The organism is Streptomyces sp. NPDC002602, from assembly GCF_042889445.1.
Classification (GTDB): domain Bacteria; phylum Actinomycetota; class Actinomycetes; order Streptomycetales; family Streptomycetaceae; genus Streptomyces.
This window is the reverse complement of record NZ_JBIAQX010000001.1, coordinates 813,946-837,266: the sequence shown is the minus strand read 5'-3', so window position 1 is coordinate 837,266 and position 23,321 is coordinate 813,946. Positions and strand designations below refer to the sequence as shown.

The 23,321-nt window shown below is 72.0% G+C and carries 21 protein-coding genes; 8 read left to right on the top strand and 13 right to left on the bottom strand.

All coding sequences use genetic code 11. The annotated features are described in order from the left end of the window. Window positions 1-346: 346 nt before the first annotated feature. A complete protein-coding gene (locus tag ACFYW3_RS03360) occupies window positions 347-1,903 on the top strand; it encodes an alpha/beta hydrolase (RefSeq protein ID WP_389385621.1) in 1,557 nt (518 codons plus the stop codon). A 65-nt stretch (window positions 1,904-1,968) separates the two neighbouring features. Here ACFYW3_RS03360 and ACFYW3_RS03355 read toward each other — a convergent pair whose 3' ends face one another. The 9 genes from ACFYW3_RS03355 to ACFYW3_RS03315 all read right to left on the bottom strand — a co-directional run bounded on the left by ACFYW3_RS03355 (window position 1,969) and on the right by ACFYW3_RS03315 (window position 13,474). Further along, window positions 1,969-2,421 (bottom strand): SRPBCC family protein, encoded by a 453-nt coding sequence (locus ACFYW3_RS03355; RefSeq protein ID WP_351763461.1) that lies wholly within the window; start codon window positions 2,419-2,421, stop codon window positions 1,969-1,971. A 78-nt stretch (window positions 2,422-2,499) separates the two neighbouring features. Then, window positions 2,500-3,879, bottom strand: coding sequence for an MFS transporter (locus ACFYW3_RS03350; protein ID WP_389385378.1), 1,380 nt, complete (start codon window positions 3,877-3,879; stop codon window positions 2,500-2,502). Next, window positions 3,876-4,289: a PaaI family thioesterase gene (locus tag ACFYW3_RS03345; RefSeq protein ID WP_389385377.1), complete on the bottom strand. Its 414-nt coding sequence runs from the start codon at window positions 4,287-4,289 to the stop codon at window positions 3,876-3,878. The genes ACFYW3_RS03350 and ACFYW3_RS03345 overlap by 4 nt, the downstream gene beginning before the upstream one ends. Window positions 4,290-4,368: 79 nt before the next feature. Next, window positions 4,369-6,402, bottom strand: coding sequence for an FAD-dependent oxidoreductase (locus ACFYW3_RS03340; protein ID WP_389385376.1), 2,034 nt, complete (start codon window positions 6,400-6,402; stop codon window positions 4,369-4,371). Between the two features lie 209 nt (window positions 6,403-6,611). Beyond that, window positions 6,612-9,635: an alpha-mannosidase gene (locus ACFYW3_RS03335; RefSeq protein WP_389385375.1), complete on the bottom strand. Its 3,024-nt coding sequence runs from the start codon at window positions 9,633-9,635 to the stop codon at window positions 6,612-6,614. A 48-nt stretch (window positions 9,636-9,683) separates the two neighbouring features. Next, window positions 9,684-10,559, bottom strand: a complete 876-nt coding sequence (locus tag ACFYW3_RS03330; protein WP_351754898.1) for a carbohydrate ABC transporter permease — start codon at window positions 10,557-10,559, stop codon at window positions 9,684-9,686. Next, the gene (locus tag ACFYW3_RS03325; RefSeq protein WP_389385374.1) at window positions 10,556-11,461 is read right to left on the bottom strand and encodes a carbohydrate ABC transporter permease; all 906 of its coding nucleotides are present in this window, start codon (window positions 11,459-11,461) and stop codon (window positions 10,556-10,558) included. The genes ACFYW3_RS03330 and ACFYW3_RS03325 overlap by 4 nt, the downstream gene beginning before the upstream one ends. Continuing rightward, window positions 11,458-12,792, bottom strand: coding sequence for an ABC transporter substrate-binding protein (locus ACFYW3_RS03320; RefSeq protein WP_389385373.1), 1,335 nt, complete (start codon window positions 12,790-12,792; stop codon window positions 11,458-11,460). The genes ACFYW3_RS03325 and ACFYW3_RS03320 overlap by 4 nt, the downstream gene beginning before the upstream one ends. A 322-nt stretch (window positions 12,793-13,114) precedes the next feature. Beyond that, the gene (locus ACFYW3_RS03315) at window positions 13,115-13,474 is read right to left on the bottom strand and encodes a hypothetical protein (protein ID WP_389385372.1); all 360 of its coding nucleotides are present in this window, start codon (window positions 13,472-13,474) and stop codon (window positions 13,115-13,117) included. A 188-nt stretch (window positions 13,475-13,662) separates the two neighbouring features. Between ACFYW3_RS03315 and ACFYW3_RS03310 the strand changes: the two genes are divergently transcribed. Beyond that, window positions 13,663-14,112, top strand: coding sequence for a universal stress protein (locus tag ACFYW3_RS03310; protein ID WP_351754889.1), 450 nt, complete (start codon window positions 13,663-13,665; stop codon window positions 14,110-14,112). A gap of 191 nt (window positions 14,113-14,303) precedes the next feature. Here the strand turns inward: ACFYW3_RS03310 and ACFYW3_RS03305 are convergent, their stop codons facing one another. After that, on the bottom strand, window positions 14,304-15,257 hold the full coding sequence (locus tag ACFYW3_RS03305) for a serine/threonine dehydratase (protein ID WP_351754886.1): 954 nt from the start codon (window positions 15,255-15,257) through the stop codon (window positions 14,304-14,306). A 77-nt stretch (window positions 15,258-15,334) separates the two neighbouring features. Beyond that, window positions 15,335-15,979, bottom strand: coding sequence for a TetR/AcrR family transcriptional regulator C-terminal domain-containing protein (locus ACFYW3_RS03300; RefSeq protein WP_351754883.1), 645 nt, complete (start codon window positions 15,977-15,979; stop codon window positions 15,335-15,337). A gap of 240 nt (window positions 15,980-16,219) precedes the next feature. On the opposite strand from ACFYW3_RS03300, the gene ACFYW3_RS03295 reads away from it, so the two are divergent. From ACFYW3_RS03295 to ACFYW3_RS03270, 6 genes are all read left to right on the top strand, one after another. Continuing rightward, entirely contained in the window at window positions 16,220-17,902 is a 1,683-nt protein-coding gene (locus ACFYW3_RS03295; RefSeq protein ID WP_351754881.1) for a ricin-type beta-trefoil lectin domain protein, read from the top strand. Between the two features lie 156 nt (window positions 17,903-18,058). Continuing rightward, a complete protein-coding gene (locus tag ACFYW3_RS03290; protein WP_351754879.1) occupies window positions 18,059-18,223 on the top strand; it encodes a hypothetical protein in 165 nt (54 codons plus the stop codon). A gap of 206 nt (window positions 18,224-18,429) precedes the next feature. Next, entirely contained in the window at window positions 18,430-18,645 is a 216-nt protein-coding gene (locus ACFYW3_RS03285) for a hypothetical protein (protein WP_351754876.1), read from the top strand. Between the two features lie 121 nt (window positions 18,646-18,766). Beyond that, window positions 18,767-19,348 carry an ECF RNA polymerase sigma factor SigK gene (gene sigK / locus ACFYW3_RS03280; protein WP_351754874.1) on the top strand — a complete coding sequence of 194 codons (582 nt, stop codon included), beginning with the start codon at window positions 18,767-18,769 and terminating at the stop codon, window positions 19,346-19,348. Beyond that, window positions 19,345-20,130 carry an anti-sigma factor gene (locus ACFYW3_RS03275; RefSeq protein WP_351754871.1) on the top strand — a complete coding sequence of 262 codons (786 nt, stop codon included), beginning with the start codon at window positions 19,345-19,347 and terminating at the stop codon, window positions 20,128-20,130. The genes sigK and ACFYW3_RS03275 overlap by 4 nt, the downstream gene beginning before the upstream one ends. Before the next feature lie 338 nt (window positions 20,131-20,468). Next, window positions 20,469-21,056, top strand: coding sequence for a fasciclin domain-containing protein (locus ACFYW3_RS03270; protein ID WP_351754868.1), 588 nt, complete (start codon window positions 20,469-20,471; stop codon window positions 21,054-21,056). A 138-nt stretch (window positions 21,057-21,194) separates the two neighbouring features. Here the strand turns inward: ACFYW3_RS03270 and ACFYW3_RS03265 are convergent, their stop codons facing one another. Both ACFYW3_RS03265 and ACFYW3_RS03260 read right to left on the bottom strand, forming a co-directional pair. Next, window positions 21,195-22,430 carry a cytochrome P450 gene (locus ACFYW3_RS03265; protein WP_389385371.1) on the bottom strand — a complete coding sequence of 412 codons (1,236 nt, stop codon included), beginning with the start codon at window positions 22,428-22,430 and terminating at the stop codon, window positions 21,195-21,197. A 62-nt stretch (window positions 22,431-22,492) separates the two neighbouring features. Beyond that, window positions 22,493-22,843 (bottom strand): hypothetical protein, encoded by a 351-nt coding sequence (locus ACFYW3_RS03260; RefSeq protein ID WP_389385370.1) that lies wholly within the window; start codon window positions 22,841-22,843, stop codon window positions 22,493-22,495. Window positions 22,844-23,321 lie beyond the last annotated feature (478 nt).

The window sequence follows — 23,321 nt, the reverse complement described above, 5'->3', positions numbered from 1 at the left end:
GTGGGCGGCGTCTGACGCGCCGCCCAGGACCGCAACCGTCCGAACTCCCGGGTGGCTAGGGACGCTAGCGCCAGTTGTGGTGCCCTTTTGGAAGGACCATCACGAATGGACAAACATCCGGGCGACGCCTCGAAAGGCTGGTACGGTTCGGGCGCCCGGGGCACGAGTGACTGCCGCCCTCGCCTCCGCCTGGCCGAACGCCGCCTAAGTTTCGGCCAGTTGTCCGGAATTGCAGTCATTCGCGAGGAGCATGGAAGCCGCCCTTCGGGATGATTCGCCCGCGGCGCGGTGTGCCACATGGTGAGCGGGAACCGTCCCTCACCGAAAGGAACGGCACTTCGTGCACATGAAGCGATTCGCACCGCTGCTCGCCGTCGGCCTCCTCGCCTCCGGCGTCCCGCTGTTGTCCGCGACCGGGGCGTCCGCCGCTCCCGCGGACCTCGACTCGGCACGCGGGCCCGCCTGGCACCGGTGCAGCCCGGACCAGCCGGCCTCGTACGAATGCGCGACCGTCAAGGTTCCGCTCGACTACCAGCGCCCCCGCGGCCGCACGATCGACCTCGCCATATCCCGCGTCAAGAGCGAGAACCCGGCCAAGCGGCACGGGGTCATGCTGTTGAACCCCGGTGGGCCGGGCGGCAGCGGCCTCGACCTGCCGTTGATGATGAAGGAGTCGATGCCCGAGGAGGTTCGCGAGAGGTACGACCTCATCGGCTTCGATCCGCGCGGTGTCGGCTCCAGCAGTCCCATCACCTGCGGCCTGAACGACGCCGAGCAGAACATCGACCGGCCGTACCGGCCGGGGACCTTCCCCTCGGACGTGGCGTGGGCGCGCACCGTCGCGGACAAGTGCTGGCAGAAGGCTGGTGCGGTCCTCCCCCACATCAGCACCCGCAACACCGCCCGTGACATGGACGCGATCCGCACCGCCCTGGGCGAGCGCAGGATCTCGTACGTGGGCTACTCGTACGGCACGTATCTGGGCGCCGTGTACACGCAGATGTTCCCGCAGCGAACGGACCGCTTCGTCCTGGACAGTGGCGTCGACCCGCAGCGGATCTGGCGGGGCATGTTCCAGGCTTGGGCGTCGGAGGCCGAGCCCGCGTTCAAGCGGTGGACCGAGTGGACCGCCCAGCGCGCGGGCGAGTTCCGGCTCGGGGACACCCCGAAGGCGGTGTCCGACACGTTCTGGGCGCTGGTGGCGCGGGCCGACGCGGACCCGATCGTCCTCGAAGGGCAGAAGATCACGGGAGACGACATCCGCGCCGCGCGCGGACTGTTCTTCTACCCGGCGCAGGCCGCACCGCTCGTCAGGGAACTCAAGGACGCGGCCGAGGGTCGGCCGGCGGCTCCCGGCGCCGCGAACCGTTGGCGGTCCGTACGGTCAGGCGCCGAGGAGCCGGCGTCGGACAACGGCAGCGCGGTCTTCTGGTCCGTGGTGTGCGCGGACACGGACAACTGGCCGCGCGATCCCGAGCGTTACCGTCGGGACGCGGCCCGGGACAAGGTGGCGTACCCGCTGTACGGGGACATGGCGTCCAACATCAAGCCCTGCGCGTTCTGGCAGCGCCCGTTGGAGGCGCCCACCCCGATGCGGACCCGCGCGAACGTGCTGACCGTGCAGAACGAGTGGGACTCCCAGACTCCCCTCGTCAGCGGGCAGGGCCTGCACCGTGCGCTGAAGGGTTCCCGGATGGTGCTGGCGCTGGGCGGCGAGGGGCACGGCGTGTACCTGGCCGACCCGACCTCCTGCGCGAACGCGCCGGTCAACGCCTACCTGGCCACGGGCCGGCTGCCCGCCAGGGACGTGACGTGCCGGGCGGCACCCGGTGACGGCGACCGCCGCGAGGCGTCGCCGCGGCGCGGCCCGCTGCCGTTCCCGATCGGACCGCAGAGGTTCTGACGCGCGGTCCTGATCGTGAGGGGCGGGCCGGCGTACCGGCACGCCCCTCGCCCGGGCCCCGTCCGTCACCGGGGGGAGGACGCCTCCACGGCCGCCTTGATCCGGCGACCGAAGTCGGGGGCGTCCTTGCGGGCCGCGCCCAGGGCGAGGCCGACAAGCAGCTTGCCGACGCCGTGCCCTTCGAGGGTGTTGAAGATGCGCACTCGGGTGCGACCTCCGGGCAGGGGTTCGACGTCGTAGCCGCCGTTGGCCGTGACCAGGTTCCGGCTCAGTTCGGTCCAGCGGATCGAGCGGGGCGGGTCGAAGCCGTCGATCCGGAACTCCCGCCCCGTCTTCATGCCCGCGTCCTTGACGGTGCTGCGGAAGACCGTGCCGACGGCCGTCGGGCCCTCGGGGCTGCGGGTGATCTCCTGGACGCGCGGACTGAACTGCGGGTCGTTGCGGCCGTCGGCCAGGTAGGCGAAGACCACCTCGACGGGGCGGTCGATCTCGACGCTCGCCTCGAACTCTCCGGACATGCGCACTCCTCGGTGGATGATCCCCGGGACATGATCGCAGGCAGACCGCCCTCGCGCGCGTCGGCGGCGGCCCGAGGTTCAGCGGCGTCGGTCCGACGGCCGGGCGCGTCGCGAGATCCCCCTGGCCGGTCCGCGTCCGGGGGAACCGGTCTCGGGCTCATTCGGGGGGCCGGGCCGGCCGGCGCGCAGCGGGGTGAACAGTCCGGCCCCGACCAGCAGCAGGCAGAAGGCACCGGCGGCCAGGCTGATCGCCGGGACCCCGTGCGCCTGGGCCAGTCGGGTGAGGACGGCCGCCCCCACCGGGCCCGAGGCGTTGTGCACGGTCCAGAACACCGAGGTGACCCGGCCCAGCAACGGGTCCGGTGTCACCTCCTGGCGCAGGGTCATCGAGCAGACGCCGGCGACGGTGAGCCCGAACATGAACACGGCGGCCAGTACGGCGATGGTCGCCACGTCGCGGCTCACGCCGATGCCCGCGACGGAGAGACCGACCAGGGCGACGGAGCCCAGCCAGCAGGCGCCGAACCCGAGGAGGCGACGCAGCCTCCCGGCGCAGAAGGCGCCGACGAGCGTGCCGAGACCGCTGACCGCGACGACGTAGCCGAGGGTGGCGGTGCTCTGCCGAAGGTCGTTCTCGACCCGGAAGATCAGCAGGTCGGTGGCCCCGATGGTGACGAAGGTCAGCAGGGTGAGAAGCACCGTCAGCGGGCGCAGGAGCGCGTGGGCCCACAGGAAGCGGAAGCCGACGAGGAACATCTCGCGGGTCTTCCCGGTCCCGCCGCCGGGCGGGCGCTCCTCCCCCGTCCCGTCCGGGGTGGGGCGCGGGGTGAATCGGACCCATCGGAGGGTGGCGGCGGACACCAGGAAGGTGGCGCCGTCCACCCCCACGGCCCAGTCCTTGCCGACCCACGTGGCGATGGCCGCGGCGGCGATCGGCCCGACCAGGGTGCCCACGGCGAAGGTGCCCATCAGCCGCCCGTTGGCGGAGGTGAGGTCCTCGGCGGGAACCAGGCTGGGGACGGCCGTCACGTACGCCACGTCGAACAGCGTCTTCAGCACGCCGACCACGGCGGTCATCAGGTACAGCAGCCAGATCCGGGGGCCCGCGAGCCACAGGAACGGCACCGCGCCCAGCAGGGCGGCGCGCGCCAGATCGCAGACGATCATCAGCCGGCGGCGGTCCACCCGGTCGACCACGTGGCCCGCGAACAGTCCCGTGCCGACCGCGGAGACCGCCGCGACGGCGGTGATCAGGCCCATCTGGGCAAGGGACCCGGTGGCTTCCAACACGAGCAGGGGCAGTGCGAAGTACGAGATCGACCCGCCGATCACGGACAGCGCCTGGCCGAGCCAGAAGACGTTGAAGTCCTTGTTGCGGGAGAGGCGGGAGAGGCGTGAAAGGTGTGAGAGGCGGAAGGGGTTCGACGGCCGGGTGGGCCCGGGCGCTCCCCCGCTCACCCGAGCAGCGCGTACACGGTGGAGGCCTTGGCGGCCGGCTCCGTGGAGCCGTCCGGAGTCATGGTGATGTCCGCGAACGCCATCCGCTTGCCGAGTTTGGTGATGCGTACGTCGATCATCACATCGGTCCCGACCACGGGACGTTGGAAGCTGGTCGACTGCTGGACGGTGGTCATGGGTCCGTACGCGCCGCGCGCGGCGGAGATCGCGATGACGGTGGCCGTGTCGGCGGCGGCCATCAGGGCCTGTCCGCTGAGCCCGCCGCCGTCCCGGGCCAGATCGTCGGACCACGGCAGCCGCAGGACGGCGTGCCGATCGCCGGTCTCCCGGACGGTGAGGCCGAGGGCGAGCACCCAGGGGGCGAAGTTGTCGGCGAGGATCTTGTCGGCGTCTGCGGGTGTCAGCGTCACCCGAGGAATTGTGGCGGCCCGACCGGGCCGCCACAACACCTTTGATCCGTACGGGATCCCGCGTCGTCGCGGCGCGCCGTCAGAGGCTCGCGGCCAGCTCCGTGCCCTGGCGGATGGCCCGCTTGGCGTCCAGTTCGGCGGCCACGTCGGCGCCGCCGATCAGGTGCGCGTCGACGCCGGCCGCGCGCAGCGCCTCGTACAGGTCGCGGCGCGGTTCCTGTCCGGTGCACAGGACGACCGTGTCGGCGGGGACCAGGCGCTGTTCGCCCTCGACGGTGATGTGCAGGCCCTCGTCGTCGATCCGGTCGTACGTGGCCCCGGCCACGGAGACGACGCCCCGGTGCTTGAGTTCCGCTCGGTGGATCCAGCCGGTGGTGGTGCCGAGGTTCGCGCCGACCTTGGTGGCCTTGCGCTGGAGCAGGTGCACGCGACGCGGGGACGCGGGGCGCTCGGCGGCGGTGAGACCACCCGGGCCGGTGTAGGCGGTGTCGACGCCCCAGTGACGGAAGTACACCTCGGGGTCCTGGGAGGCGCCCTCGCCGCTGTCGGTGAGGAACTCCGCGACGTCGAAGCCGATGCCGCCGGCGCCGACCACGGCCACCCGCTCGCCGACGGGGGCGCCGTCGCGCAGGACGTCGAGGTAGTTCACGACGTTGGGGTGGTCCACGCCCTCGATGGCGGGGGTCCGGGGGGTCACGCCGGTGGCGACGACGACCTCGTCGTAGCCCTGGAGGGTGTCCACGTCGGCGCGGGTGTTGAGCCGTACGTCGATCTCGCGGGCGGCGAGCTGTGTGCCGAAGTAGCGGATGGTCTCCTCGAACTCCTCCTTGCCCGGGATGCGGCGGGCGACGTCGAGCTGACCGCCGATGTGCCCGGAGGCCTCGTAGAGGGTGACGGCGTGGCCGCGCTCGGCGGCCGAGACGGCGCAGGCCAGTCCGGCCGGGCCGGCGCCGACGATGGCGACGCTCTTCTTCAACTGGGTGGGCGACAACACGAGTTCGGTCTCGTGGCAGGCGCGCGGGTTGACCAGGCAGCTGGTTATCTTGCCGCTGAAGGTGTGGTCGAGGCAGGCCTGGTTGCAGCCGATGCAGGTGTTGATGGTCTCGGGGGCGCCGGCGCGGGCCTTGTTCACGAACTCGGCGTCCGCCAGGAAGGGTCGGGCCAGCGACACCAGGTCGGCGCGGCCGTCGGCCAGCAACTCCTCGGCGATCTCCGGGGTGTTGATCCGGTTGCTGGTGACGAGCGGCACGGAGACCGCGCCCATCAGCCGCTTGGTGACCCAGGTGTAGGCGCCGCGCGGGACGGAGGTCGCGATGGTGGGGATGCGGGCCTCGTGCCAGCCGATGCCGGTGTTGATGATGGTGGCGCCGGCCGCCTCGATCTCCTTGGCGAGGTGGACGACCTCGTCGAGGGTGGAGCCGCCGGGGATCAGGTCCAGCATGGAGAGCCGGTAGATGAGGATGAAGTCCTCGCCGACGGCCGCGCGGGTGCGGCGGACGATCTCCAGCGGGAAGCGCACCCGGTTCTCGTACGCGCCGCCCCAGCGGTCGGTGCGCCGGTTGGTGGCGGCGGCGATGAACTCGTTGACCAGGTATCCCTCGGAGCCCATGATCTCGACGCCGTCGTAGCCGGCGAGCTTGGCGAGCCGGGCGGCGCGGACGAAGTCCTCGATGGTCCGCTCGACCTCGATGTCCGTCAGCTCGTTCGGGACGAAGGGGCTGATGGGGGCCTGGAGCGGGCTGGGGGCGACCAGGTCCTTGTGGTAGGCGTAGCGGCCGAAGTGGAGGATCTGCATCGCGATCTTCCCGCCCTCGGCGTGCACGGCCTCGGTGATCACCCGGTGCTCGGCGGCCTCGTCCTCGGTGGTGAGGCGGGAGCCGCCCTCGAAGGGGCGACCGGCGTCGTTGGGGGCGATGCCGCCCGTGACGATCAGGCCGGCGCCGCCGCGGGCGCGCTCGGCGTAGAAGGCGGCGAGGCGTTCGAAGCCGCCGGCGTGCTCTTCGAGGCCGGTGTGCATCGAGCCCATGATCACGCGGTTCGGCAGGGTGGTGAAGCCGAGGTCCAGGGGGCTCAGCAGGTGCGGGTACCGGCTGTGGGAACTCTGCGGACTCATCGGGGTGTGCCTCCTCGCGCGGGGATGATGAACCTGTTCTAGCGAGGCGGGGAGTCTTTTGCAACTAGGTGCATAACCGATACCGGGGCGGTTCCGGGCATTTCACCCGAGGAATCGCGCGCCGTGCGGCCCGTGCGGTCTCGGGCTGTGGCGCAGCTCACGAGTCGCGGCCCCGGCCCGGGCGGTCGCACCGGGCCGGGGCCGACGCGTCAGGCCCGGCGCAGGCGGATCGTGAGGATCTGGAACGGGCGCAGGGTCAGCCGCACCGTGCCGTCCGCCGCCGGGGCGCCGACGGCCGCACCCTCCAGCGGCCGTTCCAGCAGGTCGCTCTCGACGGCGGCCGAGATCGGGAAACCCGCAGTCAGCCCGGCGCTCGCCCGGCCGCCCCGGGACTCGTAGAGGCGGACGATCACGTCCCCGCCGCGGTCCTCGGCGAGCTTCACCGCCTCCACGACCACCGCGTCGTCGTCCACGGCCACCAGCGGGGCGACCGGTCCGGCGCCGGTGACGACCCGTTCCGGCAGGTTCAGCGCGTGTCCCTCCCGTACGGCGTCCCCGACGCTCGCACCGGGAGCGAGGGAGTGGCGCAGGGTGTGGGCGCCCTGGTCCGTCTCCGGGTCCGGGTAGCGCGGAGCCCGCAACAGGGACAGCCGGACCGTGGTGGTCTGGCCGCCGTCGGGCCGCACGTCCCGGGTCACGTCGTGCCCGTAGGTGGACTCGTTGAGCAGCGCGACCCCCCAGCCGGGTTCCTCCACGTGGATCCACCGGTGGGCGCAGATCTCGAACTTGGCTGCTTCCCATGAGGTGTTGGTGTGGGTGGGCCGGTAGACGTGTCCGAACTGGGTCTCCGAGGCGGAGCGTTCGGCCTTCACGTCGAGCGGGAAGGCGGCCTTGAGGAACTTCTCCGTCTCGTGCCAGTCCACCTCGGTGACCAGGTCCACCGTCCTGGACTCCGATCGCAGGGTGATCGACTGCGTCGCCCGGGAGGAGCCGAAGGAGCGGGTGACCCGCACCGTAGCCGCCTCCGGGCCGCTCTCCGTGACCTCCAGGGCGTCCCGTTCCACGAGGTCGGTGACCCGGTGGCGGTAGAAGGCCTCGATGTCCCAGGCGTCCCACATGTTGGGGAAGTCGGGGTGGATCTGGAGCAGGTTGGCCGCGCCTCCCGGCGCGAGCGACTCCCGGTCCGCCTCCAGGTCGTACGCCGACACGATCAGGCCCCGGCCGTCGATCTCCACGCGCAGCCGCCCGTTGACGAGCACGTGCCCCCCGCCCGGCCGCTCCCCCACCGTCACCGACCGACCCGCCGGCGCGGGCAGGGCCGCGCCACCCGCGGGGACGCCGCGTCGGGCGTGCGGGGCGCAGTTGAAGACCAGCCGTTCGGCGCCCTCCCCCGCCAGGGCGAGCTGCGCGGCGCGGGTGATCGCGCTCAGCTCCTCCCGGACCCTCGCGTACGTCTCGCGCGCCTCGCGGTGCACCCAGGCGATGGAGGATCCGGGCAGGATGTCGTGGAACTGGTGCAGCAGCACGGTCTTCCAGATCCGCTCCAGGTCCTCGTACGGGTAGACGTGCCCCGGCACCCGCACCGCGGCGGTCGCGGCCCACAACTCGGCCTCGCGCAGGAGGGATTCGCTGTGTCGGTTGCCCTGTTTGGTCTTGGCCTGGGAGGTGTAGGTGCCGCGGTGGAGCTCCAGGTACAGCTCGCCGGCCCAGACGGGGGCGTCCTCGTACTCGGCGTGGGCCTTCTCGAAGAAGGCGTCGGGCCGTTCGATCTCGACGCGCGGTGATCCCTCCAGGTTGCGCTGTCGGCGGGCGCGGGCCAGGTGTTCGCGGGTGGGTCCGCCGCCGCCGTCACCCCAGCCGAAGGGGACGAGGGAACGTGAACCACGCCCCTTCTCGCGGTAGTTGCGTGCCGCGTGCGCGAGCTGCGCCCCGCCGAGGTCGCTGTTGTAGGTGTCGACGGGCGGGAAGTGGGTGAAGACGCGGCTGCCGTCGATGCCCTCCCACCAGAAGGTGTGGTGCGGGAACGCGTTGACCTGGGACCAGGAGATCTTCTGGGTGAGGAACCACCGGGCGCCGGACAGTTTGACGATCTGGGGCATGGCGGCGGTGTAGCCGAAGGAGTCGGGCAGCCAGACGTTGTGGGTCTCGATGCCGAACTCGTCGAGGAAGAACTTCTTGCCGTAGAGGAACTGGCGGGCCATGGCCTCGCCGCCGACCATGTTGGTGTCGGACTCGACCCACATGCCGCCCACCGGCACGAACTGCCCGTCCGCGATCTTCTTCTTGATCCGCTCGAAGAGTTCGGGACGGTGGGTCTTGATCCAGTCGAACTGTTGGGCCTGGGACATGGCGAAGACGAACTCGGGGTGCTCGTCCATCAGGTTGACCATGTTGGCGGTGGTGCGGGACACCTTCCGGACCGTCTCGCGCAGCGGCCACAGCCAGGCGGAGTCGATGTGGGCGTGGCCGACCGCGCTGATCCGGTGCGCGCAGGCGTGGGCGGGCGCGGCGAGGACGGCGGCGAGCCGCGCGCGGGCCTCGCCGGCGGTGCCGGGGATGTCGTCGAGGTCCACCGCGTCCAGCGACGCGTCGACGGCGCGCAGGATCTCGTACCGTCTGGCGTCGTCCGCGCCGAGCTGCGTCATCAGGTCGTGGAGGACGTCGAGGTCCTGGGCGAGTTCCCAGACCTCTGTCTCGAAGACGACCAGGTCCATCCGGGCGAGCCGATAGAGGGGTTGGTGTCCGCTGGTCAGTCGGTCGCCCTCGTGGGTGGCTCGGTGATCGACGAGCACGGGGTTGGCGGCGGCCTCCACGTACCACTCGATCCGCTCGCCGCCCTCGGCGAGGTCGGTGACGCGGACCCAGTCGTTGTGGGGGTTGAGTGCCTTGATCTCGGTGCCGTCGGCGCGGTGGACCAGGCCTTCGCACTGGAAGCCGGGCATCATCCGGTCGAAGCCCAGGTCGAGGACGGCTTCGACGACGTGGCCCGTGTGGTCGGCCGGGACCACACCGGTGACCTTGAACCAGGTGGTGCCCCAGGCCGGACCCCAGGGTTCGCCGACGGCGCAGGGCTCGTACGGCGCGGCGAGGCCTTCGGCCACGGGGACGGGCTCGCCCGGGGCGTCCCAGCGCTCGACGGTGAGCGGGACCGGGCGGGAGCGTACGGCGGGTTTGATCCGTTCCGCGAGGACCCGGCGGAGGCGGAGTTCGGTGACGCTGCGGTCGTCGTGCATGACGGCTGCTCCAGGAGGCAGGGGTCGTGTGGTGGGTGGGTGCGGCGCTCAGGTCTTGACGGCTCCTTCGCCCACGCCCTTGAAGAAGAAGCGCTGGAGGGCGAGGAAGAGGAGCAGCATGGGCAGGAGCGCCGCCATCGCGCCGGCGGCGATGAGCCGCTGGTCGTTGACGGTGGTGGCGCCGGCCAGGGTCTTCAGGCCGAGTTGGAGGGTGTAGTGGTCGCTGTCGGTGAGGACGAGCAGGGGCCACAGGAAGTCGTCCCAGGCGCCCATGAAGCTGGTGATGCACACGACGGCCAGGGCGCCTTTGGCGGTGGGCAGGAACACCCGGGTGAAGCGGGCCCATTCGTCTGCTCCGTCCAGTACCGCGGCCTCCTCCACCTCCCGGGGCACGGCGAGGAAGGCCGCGCGCATGACCATGATGTTGAGGACGGAGACGGCGCCGGGCAGCCACACGCCGACGAGGGTGTCGACCAGGCCCATGTCGCGGATCGTCAGGAACATCGAGATCATCACGGATTCGAAGGGGAACATCAGGGTCGCCACGAGCACCGTGAAGACGGTTCGGCGGCCCTTCCAGCCGGCGCGTGAGAGCGCGTAGCCGCCCATCGCGGCGAAGACGGTGTTCGAGGTGATCGCGAGGACCGCCACGACGAGGGTGTTGCCGACGTACTGGAGCAGGGGAAACGATTCGGCGACCCGGAGGTAGTTGTCCAGGGTGGGTTGTGCGGGCAACACGCCGTCGTACACGTTCTCGGTGCGGCCGCGGATCGAGGTGAGGAACTGCCAGACGATCGGCCCGAGCATGACCACGAGCACGGCGATCAGCGTCGCGTACCGGCCGGCCAGACCGAACAGTCTGCGCCTGCGACCGCCCCCGGCCCTCCGGGAAGGCTCCGCGGCGAGGGAGACCCGTGTGCTCAACTCTCGTCCCCCTTGGAGAGGCGGCGGCCCAGCAGACTGAACACCAGCGTCAGCAGGAACAGCAGGATGGAGATGGCCGAGGCGTAGCCGGTCTCGCCGGAGAAGCCGAGGCCGACCTGGCGGATGAGGAACGGCAGGGTGCGGGCGCCGCCGCCGGGGCCGCCGCTCTCGCCGCCGAGGATGTAGATCTCGGTGAACACGCGCAGCGCGGAGATGGCGGAGAGGGTGCCGACCAACAGCATCATCGGTTTCACCTGCGGGACGGTGATGCTGAAGAAGCGCCGGACCGCGCCCGCGCCGTCCAGGGCCGCCGCCTCGTGGAGGGCGGCGGGCACGTTCCCGAGGGAGGCCAGGTAGAAGACCATGTAGTAGCCGAGGCCCTTCCACACGGTCACGATCATCGCGGAGACCAGCAGCATGGTGCTGTCGGTGAGGAACGGGATCGGTTCGCAGACGATGCTCAGCTTCCGGAAGACCGTGTTGACGAGCCCGTCACTGCGCAGCACCCACTGCCAGATCAGGCCGACGACGACGGCGGAGGCGATCACCGGCGTGTAGAAGGCGGACCGGAAGAAGCCGATGCCGGGAACCTTGGTCTGGACGAGGACGGCGAGGGCCAGCGGCAGGAAGACCAGGCACGGCACGACGACGAGCAGGTACACCACGCTGTTGCCGGTCGCGACCCAGAAATCGGGGTCCGCCAGGGCGCGCCGGTAGTTGTCGAGGCCGACGAACCCGCCCCCGCGCAGGATCCGGGCATCGGTGAGGGAGAGCAGGACGGTGTTGACGAACGGCCAGAGGCTGAACAAGGTCACCATCAGCAGTCCGGGGGCCAGGAAGAGGTAGGGCGTCCACCAGGTGCGGTGGAGGAGTCCCGTCTCGGCCTCGGCGCGGCCCCTCATCGGTTCGCCGCGTCGGCGAGCAGCTTGTTCGCCTCCTCCTGTGCCTTCCTCACCGCCGCCTTGGGGTCCAGCTCCCCCTGGATGGCCCGCTGCATCTCGCGGACCACCGCGTCACCGACCTGGTTGGTCCACTGCACGGGAGTGTTGGCGTCGAGGTCCGCGGTCCTCAACTGCTCGGCGCCGATCGCGCGGGCCAGGGTCTCGGCGTCCTTGCCGTCTCCCCGGTCCGCGAAGTACGGGTCGGTCAGGCCCCGCGCGTTGGAGGGGTAGATGGTGGCCCTCTTGGCGAACTCGACCTGGTTGGCCCCGTTGGTCATCCACTTGGCGAACTCGGCTGCCGCGTCCGGGTGTTCGGTGTCCTTTCGGATGCCGAGGGACTGTGCGTAGATGCCGATGTGGCCGAGCGTTCCGGTGACGGCGCCCGCCACCCGGGTGTGGGCGTAGACCTGCGGGGCGTTGCGCTTGATGTCCTTGACGAAGCCCGGGGAGCCCGGCCCGAAGACCAGTTTCCCGCTGCCGTACAACTGGTTGATGTCGTCCGCCTTGAGGAGGGACTCCTTCGGCATGGCGCCTTTGGCGTACAGGTCCTTCATCCGTTCGACCCACTCGACCGCCTTGGCGGTGTCGAAGGTGAACGCGCTCCCGCTCGCGTCGAGGATCGGGACGCCCATCTTCTGCCAGTCGCCGGGCAGTCGCCCCTTGGGGTCGGCCATGAAGGCGGCGTAGCGGCCGCCGGAGCGGGCGGCTATCCGCTCGGCGCAGTCGAAGAACTGCTCGACGGTGGTGGGCGGTCGGGCCGGATCCAGGCCGGCCCGCTCGAAGAGCTCCTCGTTGTAGGTGAGGATCTCGGGGGTCACGTACCAGGGGTAGGCGAACACTCCGGAGCCCTTGCCGGGGAGTTTGAACTGCTCCCAGGAACCCGGGACGTAGTCCTCGGAGACCTCCGCGTCGAGCGCGGCCACATCGGCGAGCATGCCCCGGTCGCCGAGGAGTTGGAAGGAGTCGGTGGAGAGGTTGACCACGTCCGGGAGGGCCCCGGCCCGGGCGTCGGCGACGAGCTTCTCGTTGTAGCCGTCGCCCGGGACGTCCTCCCATCTCACCTTCACCTCGGGGTACTTCGCCTCGAAGGCGTCGATGACCCCCTGGACGTACGAGGTGTACGCGGGTTTCAGCTGGAGGGTGCGGAAGGTGATCGCGCCCGCCACCCGGCCGGTCCTCCTCGCCTCCCTCACGTCGTCCGGGGCGGCGTTCATGCCGCATGCGGCCGTGGACAGGAGGGCTCCGGCCACGAGTGTGGCGAGGGCCGTGCGGAGCGCGGGGGAACGGGTCATCGTCGCCGCCTTCGGAAGGGTTCCGGCCGTTCCGGCCTCGCTGCCGGAGCGCGGCGCCCACGCTGACTCGAAGGGCCGGGCCCGTCAACGTGCCCGAGGTCCCGCCGGCCGGGTATCCCCGCATCCCGCACCGCGCCGGCGGGCCCGCACGCAGACCCGGGGGCCCCGGTCAACACCGCCGCCACCTGTACTGATGCGCTTTACCTCGGGCGCCGCGAAGGATCGCGCACGGGGACGGCTCCGGGCGTCGATGGCCGGGAAGGTGCCGGGCCCGACGGCGGGAACGTCCGCCCGGCCGGCGAGGCGGCGGTGCGGTGCCGCGCTACTTCATGCGGTACTCGACCTTCTCCGCGAGCTTTCCGTCCTTGAAGCAGAAGCGGAACACGTCGTTGCCGTCGGAGTCCGCCGCGGAGACGTACCAGGAGCAGACGCTGCCCGCCGGTTCGACCGGACCGCCCTCCTTGAGGACCCCCTTCACGAAGGTCTCGCCCGAGGGCAGCTTGGCGCGGACCGCGTCCTCGGCGTCCCCGACCTTCACCGAGCGGTAGACCTCCGGTTCCACGAAGGTCTTCTCGGCCGCGTCCATGAACGTGCCGACGCCGAGGAAGAGTGCCACGAGGGCACCGATGCCCAGCACGAGCACCACCCCGCAGCCGATCAGACAACCCTTGCGCTGTGCCACGCCCGTTCCTCCATGCCTCGCCGCACCGCGTCGATCGTGGTGACGATCGGACTGTCGCAGGACGGCGGGGTGGCGGGCTGTCCTCCAAAGTCTTCGACCGCGGCGACCATCGTCGTTCGAGGTCGACACCCCCTCCCCGTGTATACAGGGAGCGAACGCGAATGCGGACGAAGCGAGAGGAACCCACCGTGAGTGAGACCGCCGAGCCCCTGATCGTCGTCGGCGTGGACGGTTCGAACCACTCCAAGGAAGCGCTGCGCTGGGCCGTCGCCCAGGCCAAAGCCATCGGCGGCCGGGTGCACGCCGTGATGAGTTGGGACTGGAACACCAACCCCTTCGTGGTGGGCCCGACATCGCAGGAGGACCTGGTGGGCGTCGAGGAGGCGGCCCGCCTCAAGCTCGCCGACACCGTCGCCGAGGCCGTCGGCACCTCACCGGGCGTCCCGGTCTTCCGGCGCGTCGAAAAGGGCGCGCCCGCGAAGGTGTTGGTCGAGGCGTCGCGGGAGGCCGAACTGACGGTGGTCGGCACGCGCGGGTACGGCGGCTTCAGGGGCGCCCTGTTGGGCTCGGTGAGCCAGCAGGTGGTCCAGTACGCACGGAGCACCGTGGTCGTGGTCCGGGACGAGAACGAGGGCTGACGCGGGGCCCCGCCTCCTAGGGCCTGTCGTCAAAGTGTCGTCTGCCTCGCGACGCCTGGCACGCACTCTCGCCGCACCGGGCGAAAGCCCAAGTACGTCCAGTACGCGGGCTTCCGCCCGGCACGCCGAGAGCACGCACCAGACACCGCGAGGCCGCCCTTCGGGCGACGACGCCACTGTGACGACAGGCCCTACCGCACCGCTTGTCGGGCGGGCTCCGGCGCCGTCAGGTCCGAAGGGTCCGTGTTGGCCCCGCACAGGATCACCGCGACCCGCTCCCCCAGCGACTCCGGGGCCCCTCGGAGGGCGGCGAGGGCGGTGGCGGCGGCCGCCTCGACCACGATCCGGTGGTCTTCCCAGAGTCCCCGGCGGGCGGCGACGATGGCCGCGTCGGGGACGAGCACCGAGTCCACGTCGCCCCGCCGCGCCGCGGCCAGGGCGTCGGCGGAGACGCGGGTGGCCCCGAGGGAGTCTGCGGCGACGGAATCCACCGGCACGTCCACCGGTCGACCCGCCTCCAGGGCGGCGTTCAGGGCCCGGCAGTTCTCGGGTTCGGCCGCCACGACCCGTACGCCGTGCTCGCGCGCGGCGGTGGCCACACCGGCGAACAGCCCGCCGCCGCCCACCGCGACGACCACCGTGTCCAGACCGGGAAGTCCCGCCCGGATCTCGTCGAGCAGGGTCCCGGCGCCCGCGGCGATCAGCGGGTGGTCGTACGCGTGGCTGCTCAGGGCGCCGCTCTCGTCGGCGAACTCCCGGCAGGCGGACAGCGCTTCGGCGTACCGGTCGCCGACGAGCCGTACGTCGGCCCCGTACCCGCGCAGCCGCTCGACCTTCACTCGGGGCGCGTTCACGGGCAGGAACACGGTCGCGGCCACCCCCTGCGCGCGGGCCGCCCAGGCACAGGCGAGGCCCGCGTTGCCGCCGGAGGCGATCGTCACACCGGCGGCGGGGAGGGTGCCCGCCTCGCGGTGCGCGACGAGGAAGTTCCGGGCTCCGCGCGCCTTGAAGGAGCCGGTGTGCTGGAGGTGTTCCAGGGCGTACCAGACGCCCCGGTCGGCGGGCACCACGGCGACGGGGCGGATCACGTCGGCCATGCGGCCGGCGGCGGCGCGCACGGCCGCGTAGTCGAGCTGCTGCTCCATGAACGGTCTCCTCTGGGGGCGGTGGCTGGTTCAGGCGGTGACGGGTTCGGCCGGTGGTGGGCCGGGGCGTGACGGGTTCAGGCCGTGCCGGGCCGGGCGGCGTCGATCAGCTGACGCAGGGCGCCGTGGTACACCTCGTGGTCGGTCAGGGGCGGCAGCACCTCGGCCAGGCCCCCGGAGAGCACGGGGAACTCGGCCGGGTCCAGCGCGGCCAGGGCGGCCCGGGACGCCGCGGTGGCACCGGCGGGATCGCGGTGGTCCACGAAGGCGGCGCTGCCGAGGGTGAGCAGGTACATCCGGCGGTAGACGGTCATCGCCTCGGCGGCGGTCATCCCGGCGGCGACGCTGTCGGCCAGCGCCGGTTCCACGAGGCGGGCGAGCAGGCGGCGGCCCAACCAGGGCCGGCCACCGCGCAGTACGAGCAGACCGGGGTGCGCGGTGAGCAGTCGGTAGAACGCGGAGAACCGCTGCTCGGTGGCCTCGGCCCAGTCGGTGCCGGCGGCGATCTCGGGCAGTTGGCCCGCGAGGTGCTCGGTGCACAGGTCCAACAGCCCGGCCAGATCGGCGCAGCGGCGTTGGACGGTGGCGTGCGAGACGTCGAGCCGGTCGGCGAGGGCGCGGAAGCTGAGTGCGGCCGGCCCGTCCTCGTCGATGATCCGCAGGGCTTCGACGGCGATCGCCTCGGGGGTCGCGCGGTCCAGGGCGGCTGATCTTCTCGGCATGAGATACACCGTAACAGACAGCGTCACGTACAGCGTCTCATTCATGGACCGGCGAACCGGGCACCCCCGGGGGCCCGTCAACCGCACGCCCCCGAAGTCAACCCTTCGCGTGAGGGCGACTACACCCATATTGCTGGTCATCGGGTCATCGCCGGCGACTCGTGTTGACAGTGGGTAGCCGCACGGATGCACTGAGCGCTCGACAGACCCTCGGTACGTCCCCCACGTCAAGGAGACCCCGTGCCGCCTCGCCCGCGTGCGTCGCTCCCCTGTCTGACCGCGGCCGCCCTGCTCGCCCTCCTCCTCTCCCCCGCGACGGCGGCGGCCGAACCCACCGCCACCTCGGACACCCCGCTCGCCCTCACCCCTCCCATGGGGTGGAACAACTGGGCGCACTACATGTGCGACATCGACGAGGCCAAGGTGGTCGCGAACGCCGACGCGCTCGTGTCCACGGGTCTCGCCGCCAAGGGCTACGACACCGTGACCGTCGATGACTGTTGGATGCTGAAGAGCCGTGACGCCGACGGCGATCTGGTCGCCGACCCGGAGAAGTTCCCGCACGGGATGGCCTGGCTCGGCGAGTACCTGCACGCCAAGGGGCTGAAGTTCGGCATCTACCAGGACGCCGGCGCGCTGACCTGCGAACGCTACCCGGGCAGCGGCGCTCCCGCGGGCGGGGGCGCGGACCACTACGCGCGCGACGCCCGGCTCTTCGCGTCCTGGAAAGCGGACTTCGTCAAGATGGACGGCTGCAACCTGTACGTGCCGCCCGGCAAGACGAAGGAACAGGCCTACCGCGACGCCTACGACGGTGTGGCCCGGGCCCTGCGCGACAGCGGCCGCGACATGGTCCTGTCCGCGTCGGCGCCCGCCTACTTCCAGCAGGGCGAATGGGGCGGCGCCGACTGGCACAAGGTGATCGACTGGGTGGGCCAGACCGGCCAGTTGTGGCGCGAGGGCCGTGACATCAAGGTGTACGCGGCGACCGCGCCCACGACCTCGCGGTGGAGTTCGGTCCTCGGCAACTACGGCTACAACCGTTGGCTCGGCCGGTACGCGGGCCCCGGAAACTGGAACGACCCGGACTTCCTCATCGCCGGCGCCCCCGGACTCACCGAGGCGGAGAGCCGAAGTCAGGTCGGGCTGTGGGCCATGATGGCGGCCCCCTTCATCCTCTCCTCCGAGGTCTCCGCGCTCACCCCGGCCGGGCTCGCCGCGCTCGGCAACGCCGACCTGATCGCCCTCGACCAGGACCCGTTGGGCCGGCAGGGCGCGGTGGTCTCCTCGAACGGCGCCTCCGACGTCCTGGTGCGGCCGCTCGCGAACGGCGACCGCGCGGTGGCCGTCCTCAACCGCACCGGCGCGGCCACGGACGTCGAGGTGCCGCTGGAGGACATCGGTCTTCCCTCGTCGTGCGCCGTCGACGTCAAGGACCTGTGGAGCGGGGCACGTCGTGAGGCGACCGTCTCGCTGACCGGCAGGGTCGCCGCCCACGACACCGCGGTGTGGCGGCTCACCCCGCGCGGCTGCGGCAAGGCCGTACCGACCGGGCAGATCGCCGGCAACGCGGCCAAGTGCGCCGACGGGGCCAACACCAGCGGTGTCGGCGCGGTGGTCATGGCGGCCTGCACCGGAGCCTCCGACCAGCGGTGGACCGTGGGCCCCGACTCCCGACTGCGCTCGGCCGACCAGTGCCTCACGGCCCGGGACGGCGACCTGGTGGAACTGGCCGACTGCATGCCCGGGCGATCCCGGCAGAGCTGGGCGCACGACCGTCCCGGCGCCCTCGTCGAGAAGTCCAGCGGGCTGTGCCTGACGGCGCCCGCGGCCGCGGCGACCCCGGACGCGCCGGCCGAGCGACTGCGCCTGACCCCGTGCGGCGACCACCGGATCGACCAGACCTGGGCACTGCCGGTCTGACGGCGCCGGTCCGACGCTCCGATCCGACGGCTCCGATCGACGGAATGAGGTACGGCCCGATGGCACGGACGACGGCCACTCGGGCCCGTACCGCACTTCGAGGAGCACCGACGGCAGATCGACCCGGCGGCCGGGGCGGTGCAGGTGGCCGGGGCGGTGCAGAAGGAGGCGCTGGTCCGGCGGGCGGTGCCCCGGCAGATCGACTGGCGCGCCTTCGAGGAGGAGTGGGCGCGGCGGACCACCCGGCACGCCCAGGCGCCGGTCGGGGAGCCCTACGTCCTGGCGGTGGGGATCGCGACCGCGCTTCCCGCCGCGAAATGACCTACACCATCGACCGTGACGCCGTCCGGGACTTCCCATGACCGCCACCCTCACGGGGGTAATTCCACACTCGTGAGAGGGAGAGCGCATACGGCTGATCGGCGCACTGGACGGGTGGTCGGTTCACTGGCCCGGACACGAACAGGGGCGGCTGTCGGAGCGATCCGGTGGCCGCCCCTTCCGACGCCCCCAGGAGCGCACCGAGCATGTCCGAGACCGAGCCGGAGCGGCCCTCCCCGGCGCCGGAACCGCCGTCCGACCTCGCGACCGCGCCGATCCGGACCGGCGAGGGCCCCGACCAGACCGTCCCCCCGCCGCCCCGGGTCGGTGATCCGGCGCGGGAGCCGTCGCCGCGCTCCGAGCCGCGGGACCTGATCACCGACGGGGTGGTCGAGCTGCGCAAGCGCAGGCCCCGCGGATGACGGCTGCGGGGCCGCCGTGCACCGCCGGCGTACGGGGCCAATCCGGTGGCTCGCCGGCTACGAAAGACCTACGAGGCGCGCGGATGCCGACGAACAACCGGGAATCCCGGAGGATCTTCCCGTGAACGACGTGACACGAGCCGACCGCGCCGAGGAAGGCATGTCCGCCCTTCTCGGCCGGGTCGCCGAAGGGGACGAGGACGCCTTCGTCTCGGTGTACGAGGCGGTGAGCGGGTCCGTGCTGGGCCTCGCGTACACGGTGCTGCGCGATCGGGCCCAGGCCGAGGAGGTGGCGCAGGAAGTGCTCGTCGAGGTGTGGCGTACCGCCGGGCGCTACCGCGCCGACCGGGGCAGCGTGCGGACCTGGGTGCTGACGATGGCCCACCGCCGCGCGGTGGACCGGGTGCGTTCCGCGCAGGCCTCGACCGAGCGCGAGCGCCGCGCGGCGCGGCTGGAGGCCGCGCTTCCGGAGTTCGACGAGGTGAGCGAGGCGGTGGAGCACCACGAGGAGCGCGACCGGGTACGGCGCTGCCTGGGTTCGCTGACCGAGATCCAGCGCCAGTCGGTGACCCTGGCCTACTACCGAGGTCTGACCTGCCGCGAGGTGTCCGAGACGCTGTCGGTGCCGCTGGGTACCGTGAAGACGCGCCTGCGCGACGGGCTGCTGCGGCTGCGCGACTGTCTCGGGGTGAGTGGCGGATGAGCACAGAGGACACGGAAGGCACGGAAGGCGCGACGGGCGTGCACGAGGGCACGGGCGCCTACGTCACGCACGCGCTGCCCCCGGCGGAGCGGGCGGCCTTCGAGGCGCATCTGGAGACCTGCGAGGCGTGCCTGCGGGAGGTCGCGGAACTCGCGGCCACGGCGGCCCTGCTGGGGCGGGCGGTGGCGGTGGAGCCGCCGCCGACGCTCCGGGAGTCGGTGCTGCGCGAGATCCGGGCGGTGCCCGCGCGGCCGGAGCCCGTACGGGTTCCCGCGCACCACGCGCGGCCGGCGCGGCCCTGGCTCCGCTGGGCCCTGGCGGCCTGCCTCGTGGCGGCGGTCGGTTTCGGCGGGGTGGCGGCCTGGCAGTACCAGCGGGCCGAGACGGCCCGGCAGGACGCCCGACGGGTCGAGGCGCGGGCGGCGGCCCTCACGGAGGTGCTCGCGGCACCCGACGCGCGACTGACCACGGGCCGCGTGACGGGCGGCGGCACGGGCACGGTGGTGCTCTCCCGGGACCGGGACCGGGCCGTGTTCGTGGCCGACGGCATGGCTGCGCCGCCCGAGGGACGGGTGTACCAGTTGTGGTACGCCGACCCGAGGGGCGTCATGCGTCCGGCCGGGCTGATGGACCCGGCGCGACCCGACGCCCCGGCACTCCTGAAGGGCGAGGTGGGCGGTGCCTCCGGGGTCGGGGTCACGGAGGAACCGGCGGGTGGTTCCGCCGCACCGACCACGGATCCGCTGGTGGTGCTCGCGTTCCCGACGGCGGGCGCCGCGTAGGCCGTCTCTTCCGGATCTCGCCGGTCAGGCCCGCGTCGTCCGGTGCCGTGCATCGCACGGCGGAGAGGCTCCCGAGTACCGGACGTACTCGGGTGCCTCGACAACGCGGCGAGGTGCGGTGCCGGGCGGCGCGGGCCAGGCAAGACCCGGAAGAGACGGCCTGGGTCCGGGGCGGTTTGGGCGTCCGCCGGGTGGCTCACGCAGGACACAACCCACCAAACCGGTTGCCCGGCCGCTCCGAATGACCCGTGTGAAGGAAGACCCGGGACGCCCGCGACCCGCAGTGCGGGCCGGGCGCCCGCGGGCGGGGGGAACGACCCGACCCGAGGAGTCACGTGATGACAGCACGTCGCAACACAGGCATACGCAGGGCGGCGTTCGCCGCGTCGGCCGTGGCCGCACTGGCCCTGGGGCCGGCTCTCGCCGCGGGTTCCGCGGTGGCGGCGGACGGCGAGCCGTTCGGACCGGGCTGCGCCTCGGTGCCGAAGGACGGCTCGGGCTCCTTCGCCGGTATGGCCAAGGACCCCGTGGCGACGGCCGCGTCGAACAACCCGGCGCTGTCGACCCTGGTCACCGCGGTCAAGAAGGCCGGCCTGGTCGACACCCTGAACAGCGCGAAGGACATCACGGTGTTCGCGCCGACCAACGCGGCCTTCGCGAAGGTGCCGAAGGCCGACCTGGACAAGCTGCTGGCCGACAAGGCGCAGCTCACCAAGGTCCTCACCTACCACGTGGTGGGCCGTGAGCTGACGCCGAAGCAGTTGGAGCAGGGATCCTTCGACACCCTGTCCAAGCAGAAGTTGACCACCTCCGGCTCCGGTGAATCCTTCAAGGTGAACGGCAGCGCGGCCGTGGTCTGCGGTGACGTCCACACGGCGAACGCGACGGTCTACCTGGTGGACTCCGTCCTGATGCCGAAATCCTGATGCCGAAGTCCTGATGCCGAAGTCGTGACGCACAGGCCCTGATGCCCGTGCCCCGACCCCGATCCCCCGGCGTCCGCCGGACCGCGCCCACCCGGGCACCGTCCGGCGGACGCCGGGCGCCGGGCGCCGGGCGCCGAATCACCCCAGGCGGATCGGCAGCGTCTGCACGCTGTTGCCGATGAAGCTGCGCTGGTAGGGCAGTTCCGCGTCGGGAACCGCGAGGTCGAGGTCCGGGAACCGGTCGAAGAGCCGCTCCAGGGCGATGACGGCCTCCAACCGGGCGAGCGGGGCACCCACGCAGTAGTGGGCGCCGTGCCCGAAGGAGAGGTTGCGACCGTTCTCCCGGGTGAGGTCGAAACGGTCCGCCCCGGTACCGTACGCGGCCTCGTCGCGGCCGGCCGCGGTGTAGCCCGCGAGGACCGGGGTGCCCCGCGGGATCACGGCGCCGCCCACGGTCACGTCGCGGGTGGGGTAGCGGAACGGGAACCAGCTGACGGGTCCGTCCCAGCGCAGCGTCTCGTCGACCACGTCCGACCAGCTCGCCTTTCCCTCGCGAACCAGTGAGAGCTGATCGCGGTGGGTGCACAGGGCGCGCACGGCGTTGCTGATCAGATTGAGCGTGGTCTCGTGACCGGCGACGAGCATCAGCCGCATCGTGCCGATGAGTTCGGCCTCGCTGAGCCGGTCGCCGTCCCCGTCGCGGGCCGCGATCAGGGCGCTGGTGAGGTCGTCGCCCGGTGCGGCTCGGCGGGCTGCGGCGATGGTGCCCATGAGTTCGACGAGCTCGCGTACGGCGGCCATCACCTCGGCCGGGGTGGTGTCGGTGGAGACGATCACCGTGTTGGAAAGGTGGTGCAGCCGCCCCCGGTGCTCCTCGTCCACTCCGAGCAGTTCGCAGATGACGCTCATCGGCAGGGGGAGCGCGAAGTGGGTCCTGAGGTCCGCGACGCCGTCCGGGGACGCCCCCGCCGCCGCGCCGAGGTCGTCGAGCAGCCCGGCGGTCAACTCCTCTATGCGCGGCCGTAGTCGTTCCACCTGGCGGGCCGTGAAGGCGTTGCCGACCAGCGAGCGCAGCCGGCGGTGGTCGGCGTCGTCGGCGGTGTGCATGCCCTGGGCGTTGGCGAAGACCCGCAGGGGCCAGTCCCGGGGGACGGTGCCGTCGTGCAGGCCCGGGAAGTGTCGGGCGTCCTTGGCGACATCGGGGTGGGCCAGGAACTCCTTCAGTGCGTCGTGGCCCAGGACGACCGCGCCGGGCACTCCGCCGGGGAGTACGACCTCCGCTACGGCGCCCCGGGACCGCAGGCGGGCGTTGAGGGCGTGCGGGCACCCCCCGGCGGGATCGATGACGTGCGCGTCTGCAGTGTGGGACGACAAGCCGATTCTCCTGACCGTGTGGAAGAGACCCGGTCAACAGTGCGGCCTGGAGGACGGGTTGTTCAAGACCGACTCTCCGCGTCGTCTCGGAACCGGTCGAGGGTGAGGGTGAAGGTGGTGCGGGTGGTGGCTCCGGTGGAGTCGGTGGCGCTGGCGATGGCGATGGCGGTGGCGGTGGCGAGACCCTCTCGGTCGGTGGTGGCAACCCCGGTGACGGTGTAGATCGCCGGGAGCCGGCCGGATGTGGTGTTGCAGTCGACGGCGAAGACCTGGTCGGTGTCGCCGCTGTCGTCGACGGCGTCCCCCGGTCGCCCGGGCGGCGGCCGGCGGGGCGACGGCGAGGACGGCGGTGGCGAGGGCCGCCGCCCATGATGTTCTGCGGGTGGGTGACATGCGCGGCATGGAGAGGACACCGGACGCCTACACCCGTCTCAACGCCGCCCCGTTTGAGCATGGTTCAATGCCGGACCGACATCTCTCGCGGTGCGCAAGGCCTGTTCCGGTCAGGGTGCGGGTTCGCGTACGGGGGGCCTTCCCGGTCGATGGGCAGGTCGACCGGCGCCAGTTCGGCGCTGCCGCCGGTGAGTTCCCGGACCAGGGCCTCCCGACTGTCGCACTGCCGGACCCGGTCGCCCACCCCGGGGTGCCGCCGGCAACCGGGTGATGCCATACCCGTAAGGGGCGCCACGGCAAACAACTCCCGCGCCCCGGTGCGCCGTTCATGCCCGGGTGGCGAGAAGACACACCGGCACGGCATCACCCCGCGCCCCGGCCCTCCCCTCACGTGCCCCCGGACCCGGTCCGCGGGGCGGGGATCTCCGCAGGCCACCGGCGGGCGGAGGTGCGGGGCGGACCGGGCCCGGACGGTCGCGAACCGGCCGGCGGGTCCGG

What these genes read in the sequence shown, in the direction of transcription:
- ACFYW3_RS03360 (WP_389385621.1), top strand. Translation starts at nt 347, where the DNA reads ATGAAGCGATTCGCACCGCTGCTCGCCGTCGGCCTCCTCGCCTCCGGC.
- ACFYW3_RS03355 (WP_351763461.1), bottom strand. Translation starts at nt 2,421, where the DNA reads ATGTCCGGAGAGTTCGAGGCGAGCGTCGAGATCGACCGCCCCGTCGAG.
- ACFYW3_RS03340 (WP_389385376.1), bottom strand. Translation starts at nt 6,402, where the DNA reads ATGAGTCCGCAGAGTTCCCACAGCCGGTACCCGCACCTGCTGAGCCCC.
- ACFYW3_RS03335 (WP_389385375.1), bottom strand. Translation starts at nt 9,635, where the DNA reads ATGCACGACGACCGCAGCGTCACCGAACTCCGCCTCCGCCGGGTCCTC.
- ACFYW3_RS03325 (WP_389385374.1), bottom strand. Translation starts at nt 11,461, where the DNA reads ATGAGGGGCCGCGCCGAGGCCGAGACGGGACTCCTCCACCGCACCTGG.
- ACFYW3_RS03320 (WP_389385373.1), bottom strand. Translation starts at nt 12,792, where the DNA reads ATGACCCGTTCCCCCGCGCTCCGCACGGCCCTCGCCACACTCGTGGCC.
- ACFYW3_RS03305 (WP_351754886.1), bottom strand. Translation starts at nt 15,257, where the DNA reads ATGGAGCAGCAGCTCGACTACGCGGCCGTGCGCGCCGCCGCCGGCCGC.
- ACFYW3_RS03300 (WP_351754883.1), bottom strand. Translation starts at nt 15,979, where the DNA reads ATGCCGAGAAGATCAGCCGCCCTGGACCGCGCGACCCCCGAGGCGATC.
- ACFYW3_RS03285 (WP_351754876.1), top strand. Translation starts at nt 18,430, where the DNA reads ATGTCCGAGACCGAGCCGGAGCGGCCCTCCCCGGCGCCGGAACCGCCG.
- ACFYW3_RS03275 (WP_351754871.1), top strand. Translation starts at nt 19,345, where the DNA reads ATGAGCACAGAGGACACGGAAGGCACGGAAGGCGCGACGGGCGTGCAC.
- ACFYW3_RS03270 (WP_351754868.1), top strand. Translation starts at nt 20,469, where the DNA reads ATGACAGCACGTCGCAACACAGGCATACGCAGGGCGGCGTTCGCCGCG.